The sequence below is a fragment of the Janthinobacterium sp. GW821-FHT03A03 genome (genome assembly GCF_059421435.1).
This window is the reverse complement of sequence record NZ_JBWKUZ010000004.1, coordinates 278,030-303,058: the sequence shown is the minus strand read 5'-3', so window position 1 is coordinate 303,058 and position 25,029 is coordinate 278,030. Positions and strand designations below refer to the sequence as shown.

Below are 25,029 nucleotides of genomic sequence, written 5' to 3'. Positions count from 1 at the left end.
ACTTGTCACGCCAATTCGCTACAGCGGCCAGCCAGCACGCGCCCATGAGCGAGATCGCCAGCCTGTTATCAAGCTGGCATCGGGGCTTTTTAGGATAGTCACATGAATTTATTACGAAACGTCAGCATCGGGGTCCGCCTTGGACTCGGTTTTGCCGTGATCTTGTTGTTTTCCATGGTTATCACGGGCATCAGTGTCTGGCGCCTGCACGACGTGGCCACGGCCACGCGCACCATGATGGAGCAGCCCTTGGCCAAGGAACGTTATATTTCCGACTGGTACGGCCGCATCGACAGCGCCGTGCGCCGCACCATCGCCATCGCCCGCAGCAGCGATACCTCGCTCAGCGGCTACTTCGCTGAAGAATCGAAAGTGTCGTCGGCCAGCTCGGCCGAGCTGCAAAAGAAGATCGAGGCGCTGATCGATACGCCCGAGGAAAAAGCCATGTTCGCCGGCCTGCTGGAACAGCGCAAGCTGTACATCGGTTCGCGCGACCAGGTCTACAAGCTGAAGGGGGAAGCGCAGGTCGATGCCGCCAACGAGGTGTTTGAAAAGACTTTCGTGCCGGCCGCCGCCAAATACCAGAAGATGGTGCTGGACTTGCTGGAACACCAGCGCGCCAGCATCGACGCCACCGCGCGCGAGATCGACGCCGTCGCCAATACCAGCCGCAACCTGATGCTGGTGCTGGCCGCGCTGGCGCTGGCTTTTGGCGTCGTCTGCGCCTGGGTCTTGACCATGGGCATCGTGCGCCCCCTGCGCACGGCCGTGGAGATCGCCCGCAAGGTGGCCGACGGCGACCTGACGGCGCAGATCGACGCCAGCGCCAAGGATGAAACCGGGCAACTTCTGCTGGCCCTGAAGGACATGAACGCGAGCCTGCTCAACATCGTGGGCGAAGTGCGCAGCGGCACGGACAGCATCGCCACCTCGTCGACGCAGATTGCCGCCGGCAACCAGGACCTGTCTTCCCGCACGGAAGAGCAGGCCGGTTCCCTGGAGGAAACGGCGTCGTCGATGGAAGAGCTCACTTCCACCGTGAAACAGAACGCGGACAATGCGCGCCAGGCCAACCAGTTGGCGGCCTCGGCGGCGCAAGTGGCCGTCAAGGGCGGCGCAGTGGTGGCGCAGGTGGTGGGCACGATGGAATCGATCAATGCCTCGTCGAACAAGATTGTCGACATCATTTCCGTCATCGACGGCATCGCCTTCCAGACGAACATCCTGGCCCTGAACGCGGCCGTGGAAGCGGCCCGTGCCGGCGAGCAGGGCCGCGGCTTTGCCGTCGTGGCGTCGGAAGTGCGCAACCTGGCGCAGCGCTCGGCGTCGGCGGCGAAAGAGATCAAGACCCTGATCGGCGCGTCCGTGGAGCAAGTCAACGCGGGCAGCATGCTGGTGGCGCAGGCCGGTTCGACCATGAATGACATCGTCGCCAGCGTGCAGCGCGTCACCGACATCATCACGGAAATCACGGCCGCCAGCAGCGAGCAAAGCGTGGGCATCGACGAGATCAACCGCGCCATCGGCCAGATGGATGCCGTGACGCAACAAAATGCGGCGCTGGTGGAAGAATCGGCGGCGGCCGCCGAATCGATGCAGCACCAGGCGCACAACCTGGCGCAAGTGGTCAGCGTGTTCAAATTGACGGGCCAGCAGGCCGGCGCCGGCGGTTTGAAAAATTCGCAACGTCCGGCGGCGCCAGGTCCGAAGTCGGCCTTGCGGATCGGCACGCGCTGATGCGGTCGCGGCTGCCGGGTTCAGCCGCACCTTCACCCTTCTGTAATTTTATGTAGTCTGCTTCCGCTCTTTCAGGATATTCACATGAATTTGTTAAGAAACGTCAGTATTGGTGTGCGCCTCGGCCTGGGTTTTGCCGTGATCTTGCTGTTTTCCATGCTCATTACGGGCATCAGCGTGTGGCGGCTGCATGACGTGGCCGTGGCCACGCGCAACATGATGGAATTGCCGCTGGCCAAGGAGCGTTATATTTCCGACTGGTATGCAAAGATCGACAGCGGCGTGCGCCGCACCACCGCCATTGCCCGCAGCAGCGACACGACACTGGGCGCGTATTTTGCGGAAGAAGCCAAACAATCGTCGGTGGTCTCAGGCGAACTGCAAAAGAAAATCGAGGCATTGATTTCCAGCCCGGAAGAAAAGGAACTGTTCCGCCTGGTGAGCGAGCAGCGCAAGGTTTATCTCGATTCGCGCGCGCAAGTGTCGAAGCTGAAGGCGGATGGCCATGAGGCCGAAGCGGAGCAGGCGTTCCAGAGCATCTTCGTGCCCGGCTCGACGAAATACCTGAAAGTGGTCAACGACATGCTGCAGCACCAGCGCGCCAGCATCGACGCCACCGCGCGCGAGATCGACGCCGTCGCCAGTACCAGCCGCAACCTGCTGCTGACGCTGGCCGCGCTGGCGCTGGGCTTTGGCGTCGTCTGCGCCTGGTTGTTGACGACAGGCATAGTGCGCCCCCTGCGCACGGCCGTGGAGATTGCCCGCAAGGTGGCCGACGGCGACCTGACGGCGCAGATCGACGCCAGCGCCAAGGATGAAACCGGGCAACTTCTGCTGGCCCTGAAGGACATGAACGCGAGCCTGCTCAACATCGTGGGCGAAGTGCGCAGCGGCACGGACAGCATCGCCACCTCGTCGACGCAGATTGCCGCCGGCAACCAGGACCTGTCTTCCCGCACGGAAGAGCAGGCCGGTTCCCTGGAGGAAACGGCGTCGTCGATGGAAGAGCTCACTTCCACCGTGAAACAGAACGCGGACAATGCGCGCCAGGCCAACCAGTTGGCGGCCTCGGCGGCGCAAGTGGCCGTCAAGGGCGGCGCAGTGGTGGCGCAGGTGGTGGGCACGATGGAATCGATCAATGCCTCGTCGAACAAGATCGTCGACATCATTTCCGTCATCGACGGCATCGCCTTCCAGACGAACATCCTGGCCCTGAACGCGGCCGTGGAAGCGGCCCGTGCCGGCGAGCAGGGCCGCGGCTTTGCCGTCGTGGCGTCGGAAGTGCGCAACCTGGCGCAGCGCTCGGCGTCGGCGGCGAAAGAGATCAAGACCCTGATCGGCGCGTCCGTGGAGCAAGTCAACGCGGGCAGCATGCTGGTGGCGCAGGCCGGTTCGACCATGAATGACATCGTCGCCAGCGTGCAGCGCGTCACCGACATCATCACGGAAATCACGGCCGCCAGCAGCGAGCAAAGCATGGGCATCGACGAGATCAACCGCGCCATCGGCCAGATGGATGCCGTGACGCAACAAAATGCGGCGCTGGTGGAAGAATCGGCGGCGGCCGCCGAATCGATGCAGCACCAGGCGCACAACCTGGCGCAAGTGGTCAGCGTGTTCAAATTGACGGGCCAGCAGGCCAGCGTCAGCGGCTTGAAGGGCAAGCAACGTGCGGTGGCGAAAGAGCCGCAAGAAGCCTTGCGGATCGGCCGCGCCGCCGCTTAAGTTGCTTACCTCGTTGCTTACCCGTAACGGCTGGGGTCAGTCATTTCGTGATCGGCATGTGCCCCATTGGGGCGCATGCCCCCGGCGGGTCTGACTCCCGATCAATCGCCAGCTGCGACAGCCGGTCCGCCTCGCCATTCCTGTGGCGCGGCAGCCAGCGCAAGCTCACATCCGTGAATTGTTCCAGCAGGGCCACGACGGTGGCCCTTTGTACTTCCAGTCCCTTGGCGCCGACCGGCGTCGTACCCAGCACGTCATTGATCACTACCTGGCTGTCGCCGAACAGCAGCAGTTGCACGGGCGGCGGGCGCACCTTGAGTGCCGCCTGCAGCACGGCCGTCAGGGCCGCGTATTCCGCGTCGCTGCTGCTGCCATGGCCGGCCGCCTCGCTCACTTCGATGCGCTCGCCGTTCGGCCCCAGCAGCAGTGCGCCTATGCCCAGCTTGCCAGGGTTCGGGTGGGCGGAACCGTCGAACCAGCCGCGCCAGGCCAGCGGCCCGCCATGGTCCTGTCGCTTGAGCGCCAGCTGGGCGCGGCGCGCCTGCATCTTCGCTTCCTTGCGCAGTTTGCGCGCCTGCGCTTCCGCCGTCATGGCTGGATCAGCAAGGTGTCGATCAGGCTGCCGATCCAGCACGCCGCCAGCACACAAACGGCCACTGTCATGGCGGGGCCGTCATTGGCGGAGAGCGCCTCCACTTTTTCCATGATCAGCTGCACGTCCAGGGGCAGGGCGCCGCTGTCGATCTGTGCCATTACCTGGTCCAATCGTGCCATGATCTGGCGCAATACGATCGCCAGCGCGACCAGGGCCGGCACGAGGAAGAGGCAGCCGCGGGCCTTGCGCCGCAAGACAAAATGCCCGCTGCCGGGAAAGACGAGGGCCGACAGCAGCAGGGCGAGATGACGTTTGGAAAGATGGGAGCCGCTCATGCGTGCCTTTTGTAGGGGAAAGAGCGTTTCATCATACTATTGCCAGCCGAATTTGCGCAGATACACGCGTTTCATGAACGTCGTCAGCACGGTGTAGCAGACGAGGATGCCCAGCAGCCAGGGGAAATATCCCAACGGCAAGGCTTGCAGCTTGAAGTAGGTGGCAAACGGACCCATCGGCAGGAACACACCCACGGCCATGATGGCGGTGGTCGCCACCAGCAGGGGCACGGAAGCGATGCTGTCGATGAAGGGCAGCCTTGGCGTGCGGATCAGGTGCACGATCAGCGTCTGCGTCAGCAAGCCCACGACGAACCAGCCGGACTGGAACAGGGTCTGCTGCTCAGGCGTATTCGCGCCGAACACATGCCACATCAGGATAAACGTGCTGATGTCGAAGATCGAGCTGATGGGGCCGAAAAACACCATGAAGCGGCCGATGTCGCGCGGGTTCCAGCTCAGCGGCTGCTGGATCAGCTCGGCGTCGACGTTATCGAACGGAATGGCGATCTGCGACACGTCATACAGCAGGTTTTGCACCAGCAAGTGCAGCGGCAGCATGGGCAGGAACGGCAAAAAGGCGCTGGCCACCAGCACGGAAAATACATTGCCGAAGTTCGAGCTGGCCGTCATGCGGATGTATTTGAGCATGTTGCTGAAGGTGCGCCGGCCCTCCAGCACGCCTTCTTCCAGCACCATCAGGCTTTTTTCCAGCAGGATGATGTCGGCCGCTTCCTTGGCGATGTCGACGGCCGAATCGACGGAAATGCCGATGTCGGCCGCGCGCAGGGCGGGCGCGTCGTTGATGCCGTCGCCCATGAAGCCGACGATATGGCCATTGCCGCGCAGGGCGCGCACCAGGCGCTCCTTGTGCAGCGGGCTGAGCTTGGCAAACACGGTATTGTCTTCCGCCGCCCTGGCCAGGGTGGCGTCATCCATGTCGTCCAGCTGCGGGCCTTGCAGCACGCCATGCACGGCCAGGCCCACTTCGCGGCAAATCTTCGCCGTCACCAGGTGGTTGTCCCCCGTCAATACTTTCACGGTGACGCCGTGTTCCGCCAGCGCGCGCAGGGCGGGCGCCGTCGATTCCTTCGGCGGATCAAGAAACGCCACATAGCCGATCAGGGTCAGCGCCGTTTCATCGGCCACGCCATACACGGTTTTGTGCGGCGGCACTTCCTTGACGGCCACGGCCACCACTCTCAGCCCCTCCGCGTTGAGGCCGTGCGTGGTTTCAAGCACCTTGTCCAGCAGGGCGGCGTCGAGCGGCACGTTGACGCCGTTCAGGCGCAGCTGGCTGCAGGCGGCGAGGATTTCCTCGACGGCGCCCTTGCAGATCAGTTCATGGTGGTCATTCTTTTCGGAAACAACGACGGACATGCGGCGGCGCACGAAATCAAACGGGATTTCATCGACCTTCACGTAATCGCGGGCCAGCTGCATTTCCGTCTGCAATTCCACATGGTCGAGCACGGCGCGGTCCAGCAGGTTTTTCAGGCCCGTCTGGTAGTGGCTGTTCAGGTAGGCGAATTGCAGCACTTCATCGGATTGCTGGCCGAACACGTCCGTATGGCGTTCCAGCACGATCTTGTCCTGCGTCAAGGTGCCCGTCTTGTCCGTGCACAGCACGTCCATGGCGCCGAAGTTCTGGATGGCGTCCAGGCGTTTCACGACGACTTTCTTTTTCGACAGTTTCACGGCGCCCTTGGCCAGGGTGCTGGTGACGATCATGGGCAGCATTTCCGGCGTCAGTCCCACGGCGACGGACAGGGCGAACAGGAACGCTTCCATCCAGTCGCCCTTGGTCCAGCCATTGATGAGGAACACCAGCGGCGCCATCACGAGGGCGAAACGGATCAGGAGCCAGCTGACGCTGTTGACGCCCGCCTCGAACGCCGTCGGCGTGCGCTCGGTGGCCGTCACGCGCGTGGCGATGGTGCCGAAGTAGGTGCGGTTGCCCGTGGCCAGGACCAGCGCCGTGGCCGCGCCCGAGATTACGTTGGTGCCCATGAACAGCAGATTGGCCAGCTCCATCGGGTCTTTGCCATGGGCGTCGGCCAGTTCGGCCATTTTTTCCACGGGCAAGGATTCACCCGTCATGGCGGCCTGGCTGACGAACAGGTCTTTGGCGGACAACAGACGGCAATCGGCGGGGATCATGTCGCCGGCCGACAGCACGATGATGTCGCCCTGCACCAATTGCCGGATCGGCAATTCGGCCTGCTGGCCATTGCGCAGCACGGTGGCCGTGTTGCTGACCATGGCTTTCAGGCGTTCGGCGGCGCGGTTCGAGCGGCCTTCCTGCACGAAGCGCAGCAGGGTCGACAAAATCACCATGGTGCCGATGACGATGGTGGCCTTCGGGTCTTCCGTCAGGTAGGACACGATGGCCAGCACGGTGAGCAGCAGGTTGAACGGATTCTTGTAGCACAGCCACAGGTGCTGGTACCAGGCCAGCGGTTTTTCGTGCTCGACCTCGTTCGGCCCCGTTTGCGCGCCGATCACTTGCGCTTCGGCATCGCGCAAGCCTTCCAGGCGCGTGTGCAGGCGGTTCAGTGCGCTGTCCAGGTCTGCATGGGCGGCAGCCAGCAGCTGGCGCGCCAGGTGGTCGGGCACAGGCCGGGCTGTGCTGTTTTCCAGCGGCATGGCGCGGCGGCGGAAGTTGCCGGCCGTATGGCGCTTGCGCAGGAACGATTCGAATAAGCGGGTGAAGAGATTCATTGCTCTTCCTTTCACGACGAGGTGTTGACGGGCGGCGCAGCCGCAGGCAAGACTTGCGTGCCGCCAAGACACAATCGTGCTGGCGGGCAATCCGGGTCAGTAGCCGGTCGCGATCGGAAAGAGGGGGGAGAGGCGCGCAGCCGGACTGGCCGCGCGAGACACCGCACCTTGCTCAGCAAGGCACGGAGGAAAGAGAGTTCCGCGTTGCTTGCTGTTTAGCTGCCGAGGCAATCGCCGATACAAGATCGGCTACTGTCACTAGAACAAGTACCCACGTGGGACTCCGTAAATGAATAATGGGGGCATCTTATGCACGTGCTGCAACAGTGTCAACTGAAGAAATCTTAGGTTTCCAAAGTGTAATGTGGCTGTGGGTAAATACGAACGACAGATGTCGAATAAGAAAGGTTGATGCGCGGTGCGGGGAGGGCCGGAGCGGCCATTCCCCTTGCTGTGACAATGTGTGATTCTTTCTGCTTGGCAATCCGTTATGCTCGGCTATGTTAGTTGACTGGAAACAGCCACGGTAAACGCTATGCATTACAGAAACTACATGTCTATGGAATTGATTTTTGGGGCAGTAATAGCCGGACTTGTTGTCATGTTCTTGGCCGGCAAGCACTTTTCAAGAAAACTGCCCAAAGAAACCCATTTTGAATGTGCGCGTTGCGGTACGGTTGCTCGCCACAACGATCGAACCATCGAAGCCTGGCGCAACAACAAGACCACCTACTTCTGTCAGCCCTGTCATCTTAAATGGCTGCATGGCAGGGCGCCACGAGAGCGTGAAGGCGGCATTTCTCCTGCAGGTTCCAGATCTGGCTCCAGATCAGGATGCCTTGGCGTTGTTGTGCTGTTTGCCGTCGTTCCGCTTGCCGGCTTTTTAGTGCTGCACGCCTATGCCTGACCCATTTTTGGCCTGGCGCGCCTCGCCAAAAGCTTCTCGCTCCCTGCCAGTTTCCGCGATGCTGCTGCTCCGCATGCGTAGAATCCCGTGGATGCCTGTTTTACGGCAAGCACTATTGGCAGCAACCGACGTCTTTCGGCCCATAGTGTTGAAACAGTCGAGCGGCAATGATTTCCAGAGGCCTCCGACCGCCAGGCTGCCGGTGATCGTTCACCGGCGGCGGTACAGGCCAGGCTGGGCTGGGCTGGCAGGATATTGATCTAATGGTCTACGTACCTGAGTTTTTCAACATCATAGGGCGTGACCTGCCAACGATGGCAAGCGGCCAGGAGCGGTCTTTTGCAGAGTGGCGGAAACGGCGATGGTGACTAAACAATGAAGAGATTTGCGATTGAAGGTCCACTGCGTGGAGAAGGGCTAATCGTCCGACAAGCTGGCGGCATGCATCGCTACGGTCACGTAATCCTGTCAGTCGAACCGGCGCAAACGGCGCTTTCATTCACATGGGAAGTCTCGCCTACAAGGATCCCTGAGGAATTTAAGGCAGCGGTTTACAGAGGCATCGAGGCACAATTCCAGCCTCACGCAAGGTTTGGTACATACAGCACGGAAGGTCTCCTGATTCGGATAGTAGATGGGTCATCACATGCTATTGATTCGAACGAGGGAAGCTTTGAAATTGCGGCATCGTTGGCTTTGTTGAGGGCACTGGACCAACTGGCTCAGGGTTCGACATAAGTTAGGCGAGTGTCGGCTCTGGGGCGCAGGCGGAACGTCGCAGGCGAAAGATCCGGCAGCAAGTCGTACTCTATCGGACGGTTCAAAGCGCTGCTTCCGACGAGTCAATAGCGGCTCGTGTCAGACCTGTTCGCCGTTCAGCGAGTGGCTGCAGCCTATACCGCATCAGGCCGATTACGCCGCCATCGCCAGCGAATCAGACAGGATGTGCCACAGGGCCGCATGGCGCTGCTGCAGCGCCGCGCCGCCCGCGTAGATCAGCTCCACGTGCAGGCTGTCGACGATGCCCAGGTAGGCTTGCGCATACAGGTCGACGCGCTGCGGCGGCAGGGCGGGCGCGCAGCGGCCCAGGCTGGCCACGTAATGCCGCTGCAATTGCGCCAGCAAGGCTTCGTAACCCGTGCCCACTTCCACGCGCAGGGGGGCGGGCGGCAAATACGCCGTGCGCAGCAAAAAGCGCAAATGGGCCGAGTCGGCATAGCGCTGCGCCATGCGGTCGCAGTACAGGGAACCGGCCAGCTGGCCGCCGGGCGCCGCCAGCGCCGTCTCGTCGGCGAAGCAGGCATCCATGAAGGCTTGCTCTTCGGCCAAGGCGTCGGCAAACACGTCCAGAAACAGGGCGTCCTTGCCGGCGAAGTGCGAATACAGCGACGCCTTGCGCATGCCCGCCTGCGCGGCGATGTCGCTGAGGGACGAAGCGTCGTAGCCGTGTTCCGAAAAGTGCACGACGGCGACGGCGCAGATGTTATCGGCCGAAGCCGAGCGTTTTTTCATCATTGGGGTGAGAGTGGGTGAGGCGTCAGTGCGCTCCCAGGCTGCTGGCATGGACCGGATGGATGCGCGCAGTGGCCAGGGTCAGCCATGATACCAGCAGGCCGGCCGCGGTCAAGAACAGCAGCCACGGCAGCGGCCCCGACTCGGACAGGCTGGCCGCCAGCGGCGTGGCCAGCGACGATAAGCTCATCTGTATGGCGCCCAGCAATGCCGCCGTGGAACCGAGCGCGCGCTGCTGCGAGCCCATGGCCATGGCCATCAGTGCCGCTTCCGCCATGCCCAGGCCAAACAGGGCCACGAACATGCCGGGCACGGCGGCGGCGATGCCGGCGCCCGCCCAGGCGCCCAGCAGGGCCAGTGCCGCGCCGCCCAGCATGGCCAGGCTGCCCGCCGCGCTCAGGCGCGCCACGCCATGGCGGCTTACGAGGCGCCCGCTGGCCATCGCGCCCAGCAGCACGGCCACGCCCGTGGCGCCGAAGACGAGGCCGAAACTGCCGGCGGACAGGCCGAAATCGCGCTGGTACACGAGCGAGGCCCCGCCGATGTAGGCGAACAGGAAGAAAAAGCTGGCCGCCAGGGCCAGTGCGGGCAGCAGGAAGGCGCGGTCGAGCGCGATGCGCGCATACGTGCGGTGCATGCCGCGCGGCGAGACCCGCTTGGCGCTGGGCAGGGTCTCCGGCAGGAACAGCGCGCTATTGAGCAGGGTCAAGGCGCCCAGCGCGGCCAGGGCCAGCATCACGGCGCGCCAGCCGTAATGCGCGTCAAGCAAGCCGCCCACGGCGGGCGCCAGCACGGGCGCCAGCCCCACGATGGTCATCAACAGGGCAAACAGCCGCGCCGCCTGCACGCCATCGGCCACGTCGCGCACCATGCTCATCACCACGACCAGGGTCAGCGCCGCGCCCAGGCCCTGCGCCGTGCGCGCCAGCAGCAGGGTGTGTAATTGTTCCGCCTGCGACGCCCACACGGCCGCCGCGATGTAGACGGCGATGCCGGCCAACAGCGGACGGCGCCGGCCCAGCATGTCCGTCAGCGGGCCGCACAACAGCTGCCCACCGCCCAGGGCCAGCAGGAAGACGGTCAGGCTCAGCTGCACATTTGCATACGAGGTGTGCAGCTCGCGCGCCATGGCGGGCATCGAGGCGAGGTACATGTCGATGCCGGCCGGACCGAGCACGGCCACCAGGGCCAGGGACGCCGCCAGAGCGAGACTGGCGGCGGGGAGGGTGGTTTGCTGCTGCATTGCATTTCCTTCATATCGTCAAAAGACGCGGCATGGACACCGCCGTCTTTTTTATTGTACACTGGCTACCTACCGATAGGTAGCTACCGCGATAAAGGCAAAGGATGACAATGATGAGAGACGTGACAATGACGGGTGCGCCGCATCCGCGAGGAGAGCGGACATGACGGAAGTGGGAATCTCGCTCAGCGGCGTGGCTGTGGCGCTGCTGTTTGCCGCCTGGAGTTCGCACCGCAGCCGCTGCGAGCGGCGCGACGTCGTGTGCCTGACGATACTGGGTACCGTGCTGGGCTTGCCGGGCGCCGTCTTGCTGGCGCTGTAGCGCGCGCACAAAAAAACGGCAGACCTTGCGGCCTGCCGTTCTGTTTTAATTTAATACTCCCGGCTTTTGCCCGGATTTTATTTCTAGATTGCTGAGTTTCGATACCTGACAAAACCGTAGCGAGCGTCAGTGGGGCTCGGCGCCCCCTTGTGGCCAAGAAGCGCAACCGTACTCTATACGGGGGCGCCGAGCCGGTGAGCATCGCCGGCCGCAAAGCGCGACGCGCAGTAGGTTTGGTCTGGCGTCATTCCTCTTCGTACGAACTGATCGGTGCGCAGCCGCAGAACAGGTTGCGGTCGCCGTACACGTTGTCGGCGCGGCCGACCGGCGGCCAGTACTTGCGCTGGCGCAGGGAAGCGACGGGGTAGGCCGCGATTTCGCGGCTGTACTTGCGTTCCCAGTTGTCCGACATCAATACCTGTGCCGTGTGCGGCGCGTTTTTCAACGGGTTGTCGTCGTGGTCGAATTCGCCGCTGGCGACCTTGGCGATTTCCGCGCGGATAGCGATCATGGCGTCGATGAAGCGGTCGATCTCCGCTTTCGATTCGCTTTCCGTCGGCTCGATCATCAGGGTGCCCGGCACGGGGAAGCTCATGGTCGGCGCATGGAAGCCGAAGTCCATCAAACGCTTGGCCACGTCTTCGTTGCTGATGCCGGTGGCGTCCGTGATCGGGCGCAGGTCCAGGATGCACTCGTGCGCGACCAGGCCGTCGTGGCCCGAGTACAGCACCGGGTAGTGCGGCGCCAGGCGGCGCGCGATGTAGTTCGCCGCCAGGATCGCCGTCTCGGTCGCCGCCGTCAAGCCTTCCGCGCCCATCATGGCGATGTACATCCACGAAATCGGCAGGATGCTGGCCGAGCCGAATGGCGCGGCGCTGACGGCGCCGATGCCCGCCGCGTCGCGCTGGTAGCCCGACGAGCGCTGGTTCGGCAGGAATTTCGCCAGGTGGGCGCCCACGCCGATCGGGCCCACGCCCGGTCCGCCGCCGCCGTGCGGGATGCAGAAGGTTTTATGCAGGTTCAGGTGCGACACGTCGCCCCCAAAACTGCCGGGAGCGGCCACGCCGACCAGCGCATTCATGTTGGCGCCGTCGATGTAGACCTGGCCGCCGTGCGAGTGGATGATCTCGCACAGTTCCTGGATGCCTTCTTCAAACACGCCGTGGGTGGACGGGTAGGTGACCATCACGCAAGCCAGGTTGGCGCTGTGCTTTTCCGCTTTCGCCTTCAGGTCGGCCAGGTCCACGTTGCCGTTGGCGTCGCAGCTGGTGACGACCACCTGCATGCCGACCATGTTGGCCGATGCGGGATTGGTGCCGTGCGCCGACGAGGGAATCAGACAGATGTTGCGGTGGCCTTCGCCGCGCGACTCGTGATACGCCTTGATCACCAGCAGGCCCGCGTATTCGCCCTGCGAGCCGGCGTTCGGCTGCAGCGAGACGGCCGCGTAGCCTGTCAGCGCGCACAGCATCTCTTCCAGCTGCGAAATCATCTCGCGGTAGCCGACCGTTTGCGCGCTAGGTGCGAACGGGTGGATGTTCGAAAATTCCGGCCAGGTGACGGGAATCATTTCGCTCGTCGCGTTCAGCTTCATGGTGCACGAGCCGAGCGGGATCATGGTGCGGTCCAGCGCCAGGTCCTTGTCGGCCAGGCTGCGCAGGTAGCGCAGCATTTCGTGTTCCGAGTGGTAGCTGTTGAAGACGGGGTGGGTCAGGTAGGCGCTCTCGCGCGCCAGGTTGGCCGGCAGCGCGCTGGTCACATTTGCTTCAACGGCATCGAGGTCCGGCGCGGCAGGCGCGTTGGCGACGCCGTCGGCGAAGACGCTCCACAGCAGCGCGATATCGTCGCGCGTGGTGGTTTCGTCGAGCGACACGCCGACGTGGGTGGCGTCGATCTTGCGCAGGTTGACGCCGTGCTTCAGGGCCGCCGCGTGCAGTTTTTCCGCATCGCCGACGTTGACGGTCAGGGTGTCGAAGTAGCTGGCGTTGACGACCTTGTGGCCCAGGGTCTTCAGGTTGGCCGCCAGCACGCCCGTAAAGCGGTGCACGCGCTGGGCGATCTGCAGCAGGCCGGCAGGGCCGTGATAGACGGCGTACATCGAGGCCATCACGGCCAGCAGCACTTGCGCCGTGCAGATGTTCGACGTCGCTTTTTCGCGGCGGATATGCTGTTCGCGCGTTTGCAGGGCCAGGCGATAGGCCTTGTTGCCCTGCGCATCGACGGTCACGCCCACCAGGCGGCCCGACATATTGCGCTTGAATTCATCGCGCGTGGACAGGTAGCCTGCGTGCGGGCCGCCGAAACCAAGCGGCACGCCGAAGCGCTGGCTGTTGCCGACGACGACGTCGGCGCCCCATTCGCCCGGCGGCGTGAGCATGGTCAGGGCCAGCAGGTCGGCCGCGACGATGACCATGGCGCCATTCGCGTGCAGTTTTTCCACGCCGGCGCGGTAGTCGCGCACGACACCGTTCACGCCAGGGTATTGCAGCAGCACACCGAAGCAGGCGTCCAGCGACTCGATTTCAGCCGGATCGAAGGTGCGCACTTCGATGCCGATCGGCTGGGCGCGCGTCTGCACCACTTCCAGCGTTTGCGGCAGCACGTCATTGGCGACGTACAGCACGTTCGACTTCGACTTGCCCACGCGCTGGATCAGGGTCATCGCTTCGGCGGCGGCCGTGCCTTCGTCCAGCATCGAGGCGTTCGAGATGCCCATGCCGGTCAGGTCGGTGATCACTTGCTGGAAGTTCAGGATTGCTTCCAGGCGGCCTTGCGAAATCTCAGGCTGGTAAGGCGTGTACGCCGTGTACCAGGCGGGATTTTCAAAGATGTTGCGCAAAACGACACCAGGGGTAAACGTATTGTAGTAGCCTTGGCCGATCAGGGATTTGAGCACCTGGTTCTTGCCGGCGATGGCTTTCAGGCGCGACAGCGCTTCCTGTTCCGGCATCGGCTGCGAATACGCGCCCAGGGGCAGGGCGCCCTTGTTGCGGATGTTGCTTGGCACCAGGGCGTCGATCAGCGCGGCGCGCGATGGATAGCCGAGGGTCGCCAGCATGGCTTGCTGTTCGGTGGCGGAAGGGCCGATGTGGCGGGCGATGAAGGCATCGCGTGCTTCGAGTTGGGTCAGGCTGGTGCGGGTCATGATATAGAGGCCAAAAAAGACTGAAAAACCGGGATGCGGCGCGCGGGCGCGGCGGCGGGTTATAGCTACAAAATTAAATGCAAACGGGCCGCAATTGCGGCCCGTGAGTCAAACGCGATCAGGCGCTGGTGGTGGCGCCATAGGCGGCAGCGTCGAGCAAGCCGTCCAGGGCCGACACGTCTGCTGGCTTGATCTTGAACAGCCAGTTGGCGTAGGCGTCGGCATTGATCGACTCGGGCGAGTTGACCACGGCGTCGTTGACGGCCACGATTTCGCCGGCGATCGGCGCGTAGATGTCACTGGCGGCCTTGACCGATTCCACCACGGCGGCGTCGTCGCCGGCGCCGTAGCTGTTGCCCACGGTTGGCAGTTCGACGAAGACGATGTCGCCCAGGGCGTCCTGCGCGTACTCGGTGATGCCGACGGTGACGGTGCCGTCGCCTTCAAGGCGTACCCATTCGTGGGAAGCGGTGTACTTCAGGTCTGCAGGAATGTTCATGTGTGGCTCCAGATGGTAAGTGTTCGTTATTGATTATAGTTGTACGGTCTTGCGGGCGGCTCTATAAAACCTTACGCAGCCAGGATTTTACCGTTACGCACGAAAGGCAGCTTGACGACGGAAGCGGCCAGCTGCTTGCCGCGGATTTCCACGTGCACGGTGTCGCCCACTGCCACGCCGTTGGGCACGCGCGCCAGGGCAATCGCTTCCTGCATGGTCGGGCTGAAGGTGCCGCTGGTGATTTCGCCCGTGGCGTCGCTGCCGGCGATGATGACTTTTTGATGGGCGCGCAGCACGCCGCCTTTTTCGCGCAGGATCAGGCCGACGAATTGCGCGTTCTGGCCTTTCGCCAGCAGGGCTGCCTTGCCGATGAAGTCGCGCTCGCTGACCAGGTCGATGGTCCATGCCAGGCCCGCGTCGAGCGGGTTGACGGTCTCGTCCATGTCCTGTCCGTACAGGTTCATGCCCGCTTCCAGGCGCAGGGTGTCGCGCGCGCCCAGGCCGGCCGGCTTGACACCGGCGGCGATCAGGGCGTTCCACAGCGCTTCCACCCGGGTGGCCGATACGCCGATTTCAAAACCGTCTTCGCCCGTGTAGCCGGTGCGCGCCAGCATGACTTCGCCGAAGGCCGTGTCCTTGACGATGACGACGTTGAACGGCTTGATGGCTTCGGACGCGGCTTGTGTTTCCGGCAGCACTTGCCACACCTTGGCGCGCGCGTTCGGGCCTTGCACGGCCACCAGGGCCATCGGATCGTTGGCACTGCGGCGCTCGGTAATCGTCAAGCCGCTGTTGGCGGCTGTATTTTGCTGCTGCATCCAGGCCACGTCTTTTTCAGCCGTGCCCGCGTTGACGACGAGGCGGAACCAGTTTTCGTTGAAGAAGTAGACGATCAGGTCATCGATGACGGTACCTTCGGCATTCAACATGCACGAGTACAGCGCCTTGCCCGACACTTGCAGCTTGTCAACGTTGTTGGCCAGCAAGCCGCGCAAAAAGGCGCGCACGTTCGGGCCTTCGATATCGACCACGCACATATGGGACACGTCGAACATGCCGGCGTCGCCGCGCACGGCGTGGTGCTCTTCGATTTGCGAGCCATAGTTGACGGGCATGTCCCAGCCGCCGAAATCGACCATGCGGGCGCCGAGGGCACGGTGGGCGTTGTTGAGTGGGGTCGCTTTGAGCGTCATGGAATCCTCGGGACGAAGGTAAAGGGGAAGTTAACAGAACACACAGAGCCCAACACGGCTTTCCGGCGTGATCACTGACCCCCCTGTCCTTTGTACCTGAGAGATTACGGGGGCTTGCCCCGTGCGCCCCTTCGGTGGGCCGCCGGCGTAAAGCCGCGGCCGCTCTCCAGAGTTGAGCTGAAACATGTCGCCAAAGCAACAGCTTCAGTCCGCCTGATCGGTCCTTTTGCCTGAGAGTTTTTGGGTAGTGCCCCTTCGGCGGCAACGCTGGATTGCCCTCTCCCGATCAAGTGGAGGGAATATATGCCAGCAGGGTGTTTCTGTCAATCTGTAAAGACGTTGCCAAATTGCAGCAAAAGCCCCGGTTTGCGGGGCTGGCAAGGGGGCTGTTCCGCTGCAAAAGGGCGCCCGGCCGCGCAGGAATGCGCTATGATGAAATCCTGGCTTTCTTGCGGGTGCCTGCCATGAATACTACACAAAGCGAGACGCAAAACAACACCGAGCAGCATGGGTACTTCACCCTCTCCGGCGACGTCAACAGCGATATGGTGCGGCGCGTCTTCAATGCCGCCGCCGACATCTCGGAAGACAAGCTCACCACCGCGCACATTTTGATCCAGTCGAACGGCGGTTATGTCAGCGACGGCATCTGCCTGTACAATTTTCTCAGCAAGTTGCCGCTCGACATCATTACCTATAACGCGGGCGCCGTGGCCTCCATCGCCGTGACCCTGTTCCTGGCGGGGCGCCAGCGCCACGCCAGCGACACGGCCCGCTTCATGGTGCACAAATCGCATGCCACGGCCTCGCCCGGTTCGCGTCCCGATGCCCTGAGCATCATCGTCGAAGGCTTGCGCGCCGACGACATGCGCACGGAGCGCATCCTGCGCGGCCACGTCAGCCTGACGGACGAGCAGTGGCAGGTGCACGCGTATTCCGACCTGCACCTGACGGCCGACCAGGCGCTGGAGGTGGGCCTGATCGCATCGATCCGCGATTTTGCGCCGCCCAAGGGCAAGCGCCTGACGAATATCTGACGCGCCGCCCGTGCGGCTGCCGCGAGAATGTTTGCATGCGGCAATTTCAAAGATGAAAATTGTAATGGAATGTAATTCTTGCCCGTCGTTGACGAAAACCCGGGCGCAAGCGGGGCCAGTCGTGGCATAGTGCACGCTGATCATGAAATAAGTGCAGGCACGATGACTTGGTGGAATGGGATTTCTTTTGCGGCCGATATGGCCGTCATGGGGCCGGCGGGGGTGGCGATCGCCGTGTGGCTGCTGGTGTCGCGCCAGTGGAAGCTGGTGCTCAGATGGAGCCTGTGGTACGGCGGCGGCCTGGCCCTCGTGGTGCTGTCGAAGCTCGCCTTCATGAGCTGGGGCGTGGGCAGCAGCGCGCTCGACTTCACCGGCTTCAGCGGCCATGCCATGCGCGCCGGCGCCGTGTTTCCCGTCCTGATGTACGTCCTGCTGCAGCGGGCCGATGGCCGCTGGCGCCATGCCGGCGTGCTCGTCGGCGTGGCCTTTGCCGTGCTGGTGGCCATTTCCCGCGTGGTCGTGCATGCGCACAGCGTGTCGGAAGCCGCCAGCGGCTGCGTGCTGGGCCTGGCGGTGGCGCTGGGCTTCATGTGGCATGCCCGCGGCGCCGTCAATATCGCCGTCAGCCACGCGCTGGCGCTGGCCAGCCTGGCGCTGATGGTGGTGCTCAGCTTCAAGGCCGAGCCCATGCCGACCGAGCGATGGCTGCAGAAACTGGCCATGGTGCTGTCCGGCCACGAGCGTGTTTTTTCCCGCGCCGACTGGAAACTGGCGCAGGATGGCCGGCCAGCCCGGTGAAGCGCTGCCGGCTGGCGCCTGACACTGCTGTTTTTTGGCCAGAAAAGCATCAGGAAATGGTATGATGAACCACTTTTTCGTGGCGAGCGGCCAGGCTGCCGTCGCAATGGTGACCACGGTGACCATCAACTGAATATGAACCGGGTTCACCCGTCTCAACGGCCAGCATAGGCCAGGAACTCTAAAACACGTGCGTCTCTCTTCCATCAAGTTGTCGGGATTTAAGTCTTTTGTCGATCCCACCAATTTCCAGGTGCCAGGCCAGCTCGTGGGCGTGGTCGGACCTAACGGCTGCGGCAAGTCGAACATCATCGACGCCGTGCGCTGGGTGCTGGGCGAATCGAAAGCGTCGGAATTGCGCGGCGAATCGATGCAGGACGTCATTTTCAACGGCTCCACGCACCGCAAGCCCGCCGGACGCGCTTCCGTGGAACTGGTGTTCGACAACAACGACGGCAAGGCGTCCGGCCAGTGGGGCCAGTACGCCGAGATCGCCGTCAAGCGCACGCTGACGCGCGACGGCACCTCCACCTATTACATCAACGGCCAGCCCGTGCGCCGGCGCGACATCCAGGACATCTTCCTCGGCACGGGCCTCGGTCCGCGCGCCTACGCCATCATCGGCCAGGGCATGATTTCGCGCATCATCGAATCGCGCCCCGAAGAATTGCGCGTCTTCCTCGAAGAAGCAGCCGGCGTGTCGAAATACAAGGAACGCCGCCGCGAGACGGAAAACCGCTTGCAGGACACGCGCGAAAACCTGCTGCGCGTGGAAGATATCTTGCGCGAACTCAATGCCAACCTGGAAAAACTGGAAGCGCAGGCCGCTGTTGCCACGCGTTTCCACGCCTTGCAGGCGGACCAGGAAGAAAAGCAGAAACTGCTGTGGCTGTTGCGCAAGAACGAGGCGCAAAACGAGCAGACGCGCTATTTCCGCGAAGTGGAACAGGCGCAGACGGACCTGGAAGAACAGACGGCCAAGCTGCGCAACGTGGAGCTGACCCTCGAGCAGATGCGCCAGGCGCACTTTGCCGTGGGCGACCGCCTGCATACGGCGCAGGGCCATCTGTATCAGACGAATGCGGAAATCGGCAGCCTGGAAGCGCAGATCAAGTTCGTCATCGAATCGCGCGCGCGCCTGCAGGCCCAGCTGGCCACCCTGACGGCCCAGCGCGACCAGTGGAGCCGCCAGGGCGGCGAATACCAGGAACAGATCGAGGAGGCGGAATTCCACCTTGAAGAGCTGGCCGCCAAGGTTGAACAATCGCAAATGATGGCCGAACAGAAGGGCGAGCAATTGCCCGAGCTGGACGCCGCCTGGCGCGCCGCGCAAAACAGGAGCACGGAATCGCGGGCCAGGATTATGCAAGCCCAGCAGCAGCTGGAACTGGAATCGGCACACCAGCGCAATGCCTCCAACATCCTGGCCAGCCTGTTGACGCGCCGCGAGCGCCTGCAGCAGGAAAAGAACAGCCTGAGCCTGCCGGACAGCAGCCACCTGGAAAACCTGAAATTGCAGCTGGAAGAAAAGCAGCAGGCGCTGGAAGAACAGGGTTTTTATCTGGAAGAAGCGCTGGAGCAGCAGCCGAAGCTGGAGCAGGAGCGGGCCGAGGCGCAGGCGCAGGTCAATGCCGAAACGGCCGCCAACGCCCAGCTGGAAGCGCGTCTTTCCGCTTTGAAACAATTGCAGGAACGCGTGCAGACCCAGGGCAAGGTCCAGCCCTGGCTGAAAAAGCACGAGCTCGACACCTTGCCCCGCCTGTGGCAAAAGCTGCAGATCGAGGCGGGCTGGGAAGCGGCCATGGAATCGATCCTGCGCGAGCGCACGTCGGCCCTGCAACTGTCGAACATCGACTGGGCCAAGGCTTTCTTTGCGGACGCGCCGCCGGCCAAGCTGGCCCTGTATGCGCCGTCCACCGTGGCGCCGCTGCCCGTGCCGGAAGTGGCGGGCCTGAAGCCTTTCCTGAATTTGCTTAAACTCAACGATCCGGGCTTGCGCGGCTTGCTGCAGGACTGGCTGTACAACGCCTATGCCGTGGAAGACGCGGTCGAGGCGCTGGCCGAGCGCAGTAAATTGCCGCCGGGCGGCTATTTCGTCACGCGCGCGGGCCATGTGGTCACGGCCACCAGCGTGCGCTTCTATGCGGCCGATTCGGAGCAGGAGGGCATGCTGGGCCGCCAGCAGGAAATCGACAATATCGGCAAGCAGCTGCGCGCCCAGCAATTGCTGGCCGAAGAGGCGCGCGCCCGTTCCGTGCGGGCCGACGCGGCGGTGGCGAATTTGACGCGCAACCTGTCGGACTTGCGCTTGCGCATACAGCAGCTGACGTCTTCCGTGCATACTCTGCAACTGGACGTGGTGAAACTGTCGGAAGTGGAAGCGCGCTTCAACCAGCGCAGCACGCAGATCGGCGCCGACCTGGCGGAAATTGCCGCGCAGGAAGCCGAGCAGCAGCAGATCAAGGCCGAATCGGAAGAGAAATTCGAACAGCTGGACATGGAACTGGGCAACCTGCAGGAAGCGCACGAAGACGGCCACACGGATTTCCTGCAGAAGGAACAGCGTCTGGCCGAGGCGCGCGAAGCCTTGCGCGACCTGGAGCGGGCCGCCAAGGATACGGAATACGCGGAAAAAGCCCACCGCGCGAAGATCGAGGAATTGCGCCGTAATATCGCCACGGCCAGTACGCAGGCCCGGCAGGTGACGGAAAGCCTGGAAGCGGGCCAGCAGGAACTGGCCAGCCTGGAAAGCGGCGCGGCCGCCGACGGCCTGCAGGATCTGCTCGAGCGCCGCACCACGCAGGAACGGGCGCTGGCCGATGCGCGCCATGAGCTGGACCAGATCACGCAGCAGCTGCGGTTGTCCGAAGACGCGCGCACGCAGTCGGAACGCAGCCTGCAGCCGCAGCGCGACAAGATCATGGAAATGCAGCTCAAGGAGCAAGCCGCGCGCCTGAACCAGGAGCAGTTCGCCCAGCAATTGCTGGAGTCGGGCGCCGACGAGGCTGTCCTGACGGAAAAATTGCACCCGGACATGCGGCCATCGTATCTGCAGGGCGAAGTGACGCGCCTGACCAACGCCATCACGGCGCTGGGCGCCGTCAACCTGGCCGCGCTGGACGAGCTGGCGCAGGCGTCCGAGCGCAAGAATTTCCTCGACGCCCAGAATGCCGACCTGACGGAAGCGATCAATACGCTGGAAGACGCGATCCACAAGATCGACAAGGAAACGCGCGACTTGCTGCAAGACACGTTCGACAAGGTCAACCACCACTTTTCCGAGCTGTTCCCCATTTTGTTCGGCGGCGGCCAGGCCCGCTTGACCATGACGGGCGACGAGATTCTCGATTCCGGTGTACAAGTCATGGCGCAGCCGCCTGGCAAGAAAAATGCAACCATCCACCTGTTGTCCGGTGGAGAGAAGGCGCTGACCGCGACGGCATTGGTGTTTTCCATGTTCCGCCTGAATCCGGCGCCGTTCTGCCTGCTCGACGAAGTCGATGCACCGCTGGACGATTCGAACACGGAACGCTTCTGCCGCATGGTCAAGCGCATGTCCGACCAGACCCAATTCCTTTTCATTTCGCATAACAAGATTGCGATGGAAATGGCCCATCAATTGATCGGTGTGACGATGCAGGAGCAGGGCGTATCGCGCATCGTGGCGGTGGACATGGAGTCCGCCGCAAATTTTGCTACCGAGGCACAAGCAGCATGACAGATCTCCAAATTACCTTGTTCGGCGCCGGCGGCGTGTTTATCGTCGGTGTTTTCTCCTACAACAAATGGCAGGAATACAAGGCCAAGAAAAGCGTGGAGCGCGCATTTTCCACCGACCATGATGACGTGCTGATGCGCGATGGCGACGCCCCCGTGGCGGATGTCCAGGAACCTGTCTTGCGCCAGGAACCGCGCTTTGACGCGGCGCCCGCCGCCAAGGCCGAGCCGTCGTTCGGCGCGCCGCCGGCCACCGCCGTGCCCGATGCTCCCGTGCATGCGGAGCCGTCGCTGGCCGGCGCCGCCGAGCCGGCTCCTGCGCCCGCCGTGGCGCCTGCTGCCGAACCCGTGCAAGAAGTGAGCGCGGCCAGCGAACAGGCGACCAGCCTGGTCGACCCGCTGATCGATTGCCTGTTGCCTTTGTCGCTGGAAGCGCCCGTGCGCGGCGACAAGATCCTGCCCGTATTGCAAACCCTGCGCCTGGTGGGCAACAAGCCCGTGCACTTCATCGGCTTGCACGTGAATGGCGACTGGGAACCGATCACGCATGGCGGTGTCTACACCAGGATGCAGGGGGGCGTGCAGCTGGCCAGCCGCAGCACGGCCTTGAATGAACTCGAGTACTCGGAACTGGTCACGCGCTTGCGCGGCGTGGCCGACGACATCGGCGCCGAGCCGGAAGTGCCCGACATGATGGAAGTGATGGCCGAAGCGCGCAATCTGCACCGCTTCGTCGCCGGCCACGACGCCCAGCTGGGTGTGAACCTGCACACGAACGGCGCGCCGTGGGCCATTTCCACCTTGCTCGTTGCACTGGAGAAACAAGGCTTCGACGTGCGTCCCGACGGCCGCTTCGTCATGCCGGACGGCGACGGCGGCCATCTGTTCTCGCTGTCGACGAACGTTACCCTGGCCGAGGAAACGACGCCCCGCTTGACCTTGCTGCTGGACGTGCCTTGCGTGGCCCCCGCGCGCGACGGTTTTGGCGCCATGGTGGCCTGCGCCCGTGCGCTGGTGGGCCGCCTGGACGCGACCATCGTCGACGACTACAACCAGGCCCTGTCGGATGCGGCGCTGGCCGAGATCGCCGGCCAGGTGCAAGAGTTTTACCAGGAAATGGACGCGGCCGACATTCCGGCCGGTTCCACCCGCGCCCTGCGTTTATTTAGCTGAAGAATCCCGCAATAATGACTGATCCGACCAACCAGGATGCGCAAGCGCGCGTCCTGGCACTCACTGCCGAGCTGAACCGGCATCTGCACGCCTACCACGTGCTCGACAATCCCACCATCCCCGACGCCGAGTACGACAAGCTGTTTGCCGAGCTGCAGGCGCTGGAAGCGGCCCATCCCGAGTTGCTGCAACCGGATTCGCCCACCTTGCGCGTGGGCGCGGCGCCGCTGCCGCAATTCGAGCAAGTCACGCACGCGGTGCCGATGTTGTCGCTCAACAATGGTTTCACCGACGACGATATCGTCAACTTCGACCGCCGCGTGCGCGAGGGCCTGGAACTGGACGGGGAAGAGGTCGCTTATGCGGCCGAAGTGAAATTCGACGGCCTGGCCATCAACCTGCGCTATGAACATGGCCTGTTCATGCAGGCGGCCACGCGCGGCGACGGCGCCACGGGCGAGGACGTGACGGCAAATATCCGTACCATTGCCGGCATCCCTTTGCGCCTGCACGGCAAGCATGTGCCGGCGCTGCTGGACGTGCGCGGCGAAGTGATGATGTTCAAGGCCGACTTTGCCCGCCTGAACCAGCGCCAGCGTGATGCTGGCCAGAAAGAATTCGCCAATCCCCGCAATGCGGCGGCCGGCAGCCTGCGCCAGCTCGATTCGCGCATTACGGCGCAGCGCAAGCTGCGCTTCTATGCGTATGGCATCGGCGCCCTCGACGGCGCCGCCATGCCGGTGTCGCATTCGGCCTTGCTGGACTGGTACGAGACCTTGGGCATCCCCGTGTCGAAGGAGCGCAAGGTGGTGCAGGGCGCGCAGGGCTTGCTGGCCTACTATGCCGATATCGGCGCGCGCCGTCCGGCCTTGCCGTATGAAATCGACGGCGTCGTCTATAAAGTCAATGCGACGCAAGACCAGCAGCAACTGGGTTTTGTCTCGCGCGCACCGCGTTTTGCGCTGGCGCACAAGTTTCCCGCCGAAGAGGCGCTGACCGTGGTGCTGGGCATCGACATCCAGGTGGGCCGCACGGGCGCCATGACGCCCGTGGCGCGCCTGGCGCCCGTGTCCGTCGGCGGCGTGACGGTGACCAACGCCACCTTGCACAATGAGGATGAAGTGCTGCGCAAGGATGTGCGCGTGGGCGACACCGTCGTCGTGCGCCGCGCCGGCGACGTGATTCCCGAAGTGCTGTCCGTGGTGCTGGATAAGCGCCCTGAACCGGCCCCGTTGCCGTTCAGGATGCTGGAAAGCTGTCCCGTGTGCGGCTCGCACGTGGTGCGCGAAGAGGGCGAGGCCATCGCCCGCTGCTCCGGCGGCCTGTTCTGCTCGGCCCAGCGCAAGGAAGCGTTCCGCCACTTCGCGGGCCGCCGCATGATGGATATCGAGGGATTGGGGGAACGTTATATCGATACCCTGGTCGAACTCGAATACGTGCATGGCCTGGCCGACCTGTACGGCTTGACCCTGGACAAACTGCTGGAAATGAAGCTACGCGCCGACGAGCGCGATGGTTCCACGCCGGAAACAGTGCAACAAGGCAAGATTCCCACCAAGTGGGCGGAAAACCTGCTGGCAGGCATCGAGGCCAGCAAGCGTCCGCCGCTCGAGCGTTTCCTGTTCGCGCTGGGCATCCGCCACGTGGGCGAGTCGACGGCCAAGACCCTGGCCGAGTGGCTCGGCAGCCTGGACTATGTGCGCCGGGCGCCGGCGGCCTTGCTGCGCGTGCTGCCCGACATCGGCGGCACCGTCGCGGAATCGATTGCCGATTTCTTTGCCGAGGCAAAGAATCAGCAGGCGCTGCAAGCCTTGCTGGATGCCGGCGTCACGCCGCAGGGCGAACATGCGCCCAGCGCCAAGCTGCGCACGCAGCTGGAGCAAACCAGGCTGCTGGCGGCCATCGGCATCCCTAAGCTGACGGAGCCGCGCAGCAAGCAGCTGGTGGAGCGGGGCGTGACCCTGGCCAGCCTGGCGGCGCAAGGCGCCAGTTTCCACGCGGGCTTGCCCGCCGCCGTGGCTGAATCGCTGGCCCAATGGCTGGCCGATGAGAGCAATGTCAAGCTGCTTGCTCAACTGGACGCCCTGCGCAATGAATTACTGTCACAATTGCCGGAACAGCCAGCATCTGGCGGCAAACTGGACGGCAAGACCTTTGTCCTGACGGGCACCTTGCCCAATATGAGCCGCGACGAGGCTGCGGAGCTGATCGAGGCGGCCGGCGGCAAGGTCAGCGGTTCCGTGTCGAAGAAGACGGGCTATGTGGTGGCAGGATCGGACGCCGGCAGCAAGTTGCTCAAGGCCCAGGAACTGGGAGTGGCCATACTCGACGAGGCTGGTTTGCTGGCCTTGCTCGCGCAAGACTAATCAT

General features: G+C 63.4%; 19 protein-coding genes and 2 riboswitches. Of the genes, 10 read left to right on the top strand and 9 right to left on the bottom strand.

The annotated features are described in order from the left end of the window. The first annotated feature begins 102 nt into the window (after positions 1–102). On the top strand, positions 103–1,737 hold the full coding sequence (locus AC07VI_RS12205; RefSeq protein WP_492993730.1) for a methyl-accepting chemotaxis protein: 1,635 nt from the start codon (positions 103–105) through the stop codon (positions 1,735–1,737). Between the two features lie 84 nt (positions 1,738–1,821). Continuing rightward, entirely contained in the window at positions 1,822–3,462 is a 1,641-nt protein-coding gene (locus tag AC07VI_RS12200) for a methyl-accepting chemotaxis protein (protein ID WP_492993732.1), read from the top strand. Between the two features lie 40 nt (positions 3,463–3,502). On the opposite strand, the gene AC07VI_RS12195 is transcribed toward AC07VI_RS12200, so the two are convergent. The 3 genes from AC07VI_RS12195 to mgtA are packed head-to-tail and all read right to left on the bottom strand — an operon-like array spanning position 3,503 to position 7,113. Further along, positions 3,503–4,054 (bottom strand): ribonuclease HI family protein, encoded by a 552-nt coding sequence (locus AC07VI_RS12195; protein ID WP_086145256.1) that lies wholly within the window; start codon positions 4,052–4,054, stop codon positions 3,503–3,505. Beyond that, positions 4,051–4,392, bottom strand: a complete 342-nt coding sequence (locus AC07VI_RS12190) for a DUF6677 family protein (protein ID WP_086145255.1) — start codon at positions 4,390–4,392, stop codon at positions 4,051–4,053. The genes AC07VI_RS12195 and AC07VI_RS12190 overlap by 4 nt, the downstream gene beginning before the upstream one ends. A gap of 36 nt (positions 4,393–4,428) precedes the next feature. After that, positions 4,429–7,113: a magnesium-translocating P-type ATPase gene (mgtA, locus tag AC07VI_RS12185; RefSeq protein WP_099376074.1), complete on the bottom strand. Its 2,685-nt coding sequence runs from the start codon at positions 7,111–7,113 to the stop codon at positions 4,429–4,431. A gap of 553 nt (positions 7,114–7,666) precedes the next feature. Between mgtA and AC07VI_RS12180 the strand changes: the two genes are divergently transcribed. Beyond that, positions 7,667–8,020 carry a hypothetical protein gene (locus AC07VI_RS12180; RefSeq protein WP_139842453.1) on the top strand — a complete coding sequence of 118 codons (354 nt, stop codon included), beginning with the start codon at positions 7,667–7,669 and terminating at the stop codon, positions 8,018–8,020. A 112-nt stretch (positions 8,021–8,132) separates the two neighbouring features. Here AC07VI_RS12180 and AC07VI_RS12175 read toward each other — a convergent pair whose 3' ends face one another. Beyond that, a complete protein-coding gene (locus AC07VI_RS12175) occupies positions 8,133–8,276 on the bottom strand; it encodes an EspF repeat-containing protein (RefSeq protein WP_367301823.1) in 144 nt (47 codons plus the stop codon). A gap of 119 nt (positions 8,277–8,395) precedes the next feature. On the opposite strand from AC07VI_RS12175, the gene AC07VI_RS12170 reads away from it, so the two are divergent. Beyond that, the gene (locus AC07VI_RS12170; RefSeq protein WP_099420451.1) at positions 8,396–8,758 is read left to right on the top strand and encodes a hypothetical protein; all 363 of its coding nucleotides are present in this window, start codon (positions 8,396–8,398) and stop codon (positions 8,756–8,758) included. A 174-nt stretch (positions 8,759–8,932) separates the two neighbouring features. Here the strand turns inward: AC07VI_RS12170 and AC07VI_RS12165 are convergent, their stop codons facing one another. Together AC07VI_RS12165 and AC07VI_RS12160 are read right to left on the bottom strand one after the other, a co-directional pair. Next, the gene (locus AC07VI_RS12165) at positions 8,933–9,535 is read right to left on the bottom strand and encodes a TetR/AcrR family transcriptional regulator (RefSeq protein ID WP_086145251.1); all 603 of its coding nucleotides are present in this window, start codon (positions 9,533–9,535) and stop codon (positions 8,933–8,935) included. 22 nt (positions 9,536–9,557) lie between these two features. Continuing rightward, a complete protein-coding gene (locus tag AC07VI_RS12160; RefSeq protein ID WP_492993736.1) occupies positions 9,558–10,775 on the bottom strand; it encodes a Bcr/CflA family efflux MFS transporter in 1,218 nt (405 codons plus the stop codon). A gap of 163 nt (positions 10,776–10,938) precedes the next feature. On the opposite strand from AC07VI_RS12160, the gene AC07VI_RS12155 reads away from it, so the two are divergent. Further along, complete coding sequence (locus AC07VI_RS12155) at positions 10,939–11,097, top strand: hypothetical protein (RefSeq protein WP_157792492.1); 159 nt, start codon at positions 10,939–10,941, stop codon at positions 11,095–11,097. A 244-nt stretch (positions 11,098–11,341) separates the two neighbouring features. On the opposite strand, the gene gcvP is transcribed toward AC07VI_RS12155, so the two are convergent. The 3 genes from gcvP to gcvT all read right to left on the bottom strand — a co-directional run bounded on the left by gcvP (position 11,342) and on the right by gcvT (position 15,934). Continuing rightward, a complete protein-coding gene (gcvP, locus tag AC07VI_RS12150) occupies positions 11,342–14,242 on the bottom strand; it encodes an aminomethyl-transferring glycine dehydrogenase (protein WP_086145249.1) in 2,901 nt (966 codons plus the stop codon). A 118-nt stretch (positions 14,243–14,360) separates the two neighbouring features. Then, complete coding sequence (gene gcvH / locus AC07VI_RS12145) at positions 14,361–14,741, bottom strand: glycine cleavage system protein GcvH (protein WP_086145248.1); 381 nt, start codon at positions 14,739–14,741, stop codon at positions 14,361–14,363. A 71-nt stretch (positions 14,742–14,812) separates the two neighbouring features. Then, positions 14,813–15,934 carry a glycine cleavage system aminomethyltransferase GcvT gene (gene gcvT, locus AC07VI_RS12140; RefSeq protein WP_086145247.1) on the bottom strand — a complete coding sequence of 374 codons (1,122 nt, stop codon included), beginning with the start codon at positions 15,932–15,934 and terminating at the stop codon, positions 14,813–14,815. 73 nt (positions 15,935–16,007) lie between these two features. Next, a riboswitch (glycine riboswitch) is annotated at positions 16,008–16,114 on the bottom strand. 28 nt (positions 16,115–16,142) lie between these two features. Continuing rightward, positions 16,143–16,229: riboswitch (glycine riboswitch) on the bottom strand. Between the two features lie 169 nt (positions 16,230–16,398). Between gcvT and AC07VI_RS12135 the strand changes: the two genes are divergently transcribed. From AC07VI_RS12135 to ligA, 5 genes are all read left to right on the top strand, one after another. Continuing rightward, on the top strand, positions 16,399–16,971 hold the full coding sequence (locus AC07VI_RS12135) for an ATP-dependent Clp protease proteolytic subunit (RefSeq protein ID WP_226935576.1): 573 nt from the start codon (positions 16,399–16,401) through the stop codon (positions 16,969–16,971). 162 nt (positions 16,972–17,133) lie between these two features. Further along, positions 17,134–17,769 carry a phosphatase PAP2 family protein gene (locus AC07VI_RS12130; protein WP_492993739.1) on the top strand — a complete coding sequence of 212 codons (636 nt, stop codon included), beginning with the start codon at positions 17,134–17,136 and terminating at the stop codon, positions 17,767–17,769. A 190-nt stretch (positions 17,770–17,959) separates the two neighbouring features. Beyond that, the gene (gene smc / locus AC07VI_RS12125) at positions 17,960–21,487 is read left to right on the top strand and encodes a chromosome segregation protein SMC (RefSeq protein ID WP_086145244.1); all 3,528 of its coding nucleotides are present in this window, start codon (positions 17,960–17,962) and stop codon (positions 21,485–21,487) included. Beyond that, positions 21,484–22,659: a cell division protein ZipA C-terminal FtsZ-binding domain-containing protein gene (locus AC07VI_RS12120; protein ID WP_086145243.1), complete on the top strand. Its 1,176-nt coding sequence runs from the start codon at positions 21,484–21,486 to the stop codon at positions 22,657–22,659. The genes smc and AC07VI_RS12120 overlap by 4 nt, the downstream gene beginning before the upstream one ends. 14 nt (positions 22,660–22,673) lie before the next feature. Beyond that, positions 22,674–25,025, top strand: a complete 2,352-nt coding sequence (gene ligA / locus AC07VI_RS12115) for an NAD-dependent DNA ligase LigA (protein ID WP_086145242.1) — start codon at positions 22,674–22,676, stop codon at positions 25,023–25,025. The last annotated feature ends 4 nt before the right edge of the window (positions 25,026–25,029 follow it).

Coding starts and splice junctions, on each gene's coding strand:
- AC07VI_RS12190 (WP_086145255.1), bottom strand. CDS start 4,392: ATGAGCGGCTCCCATCTTTCCAAACGTCATCTCGCCCTGCTGCTGTCG.
- ligA (WP_086145242.1), top strand. CDS start 22,674: ATGACTGATCCGACCAACCAGGATGCGCAAGCGCGCGTCCTGGCACTC.
- gcvT (WP_086145247.1), bottom strand. CDS start 15,934: ATGACGCTCAAAGCGACCCCACTCAACAACGCCCACCGTGCCCTCGGC.
- AC07VI_RS12180 (WP_139842453.1), top strand. CDS start 7,667: ATGTCTATGGAATTGATTTTTGGGGCAGTAATAGCCGGACTTGTTGTC.
- AC07VI_RS12170 (WP_099420451.1), top strand. CDS start 8,396: ATGAAGAGATTTGCGATTGAAGGTCCACTGCGTGGAGAAGGGCTAATC.
- AC07VI_RS12130 (WP_492993739.1), top strand. CDS start 17,134: ATGACTTGGTGGAATGGGATTTCTTTTGCGGCCGATATGGCCGTCATG.
- gcvH (WP_086145248.1), bottom strand. CDS start 14,741: ATGAACATTCCTGCAGACCTGAAGTACACCGCTTCCCACGAATGGGTA.
- gcvP (WP_086145249.1), bottom strand. CDS start 14,242: ATGACCCGCACCAGCCTGACCCAACTCGAAGCACGCGATGCCTTCATC.
- AC07VI_RS12160 (WP_492993736.1), bottom strand. CDS start 10,775: ATGCAGCAGCAAACCACCCTCCCCGCCGCCAGTCTCGCTCTGGCGGCG.
- mgtA (WP_099376074.1), bottom strand. CDS start 7,113: ATGAATCTCTTCACCCGCTTATTCGAATCGTTCCTGCGCAAGCGCCAT.
- AC07VI_RS12195 (WP_086145256.1), bottom strand. CDS start 4,054: ATGACGGCGGAAGCGCAGGCGCGCAAACTGCGCAAGGAAGCGAAGATG.
- AC07VI_RS12200 (WP_492993732.1), top strand. CDS start 1,822: ATGAATTTGTTAAGAAACGTCAGTATTGGTGTGCGCCTCGGCCTGGGT.
- AC07VI_RS12165 (WP_086145251.1), bottom strand. CDS start 9,535: ATGATGAAAAAACGCTCGGCTTCGGCCGATAACATCTGCGCCGTCGCC.
- AC07VI_RS12135 (WP_226935576.1), top strand. CDS start 16,399: ATGAATACTACACAAAGCGAGACGCAAAACAACACCGAGCAGCATGGG.
- AC07VI_RS12205 (WP_492993730.1), top strand. CDS start 103: ATGAATTTATTACGAAACGTCAGCATCGGGGTCCGCCTTGGACTCGGT.
- AC07VI_RS12120 (WP_086145243.1), top strand. CDS start 21,484: ATGACAGATCTCCAAATTACCTTGTTCGGCGCCGGCGGCGTGTTTATC.
- AC07VI_RS12155 (WP_157792492.1), top strand. CDS start 10,939: ATGACGGAAGTGGGAATCTCGCTCAGCGGCGTGGCTGTGGCGCTGCTG.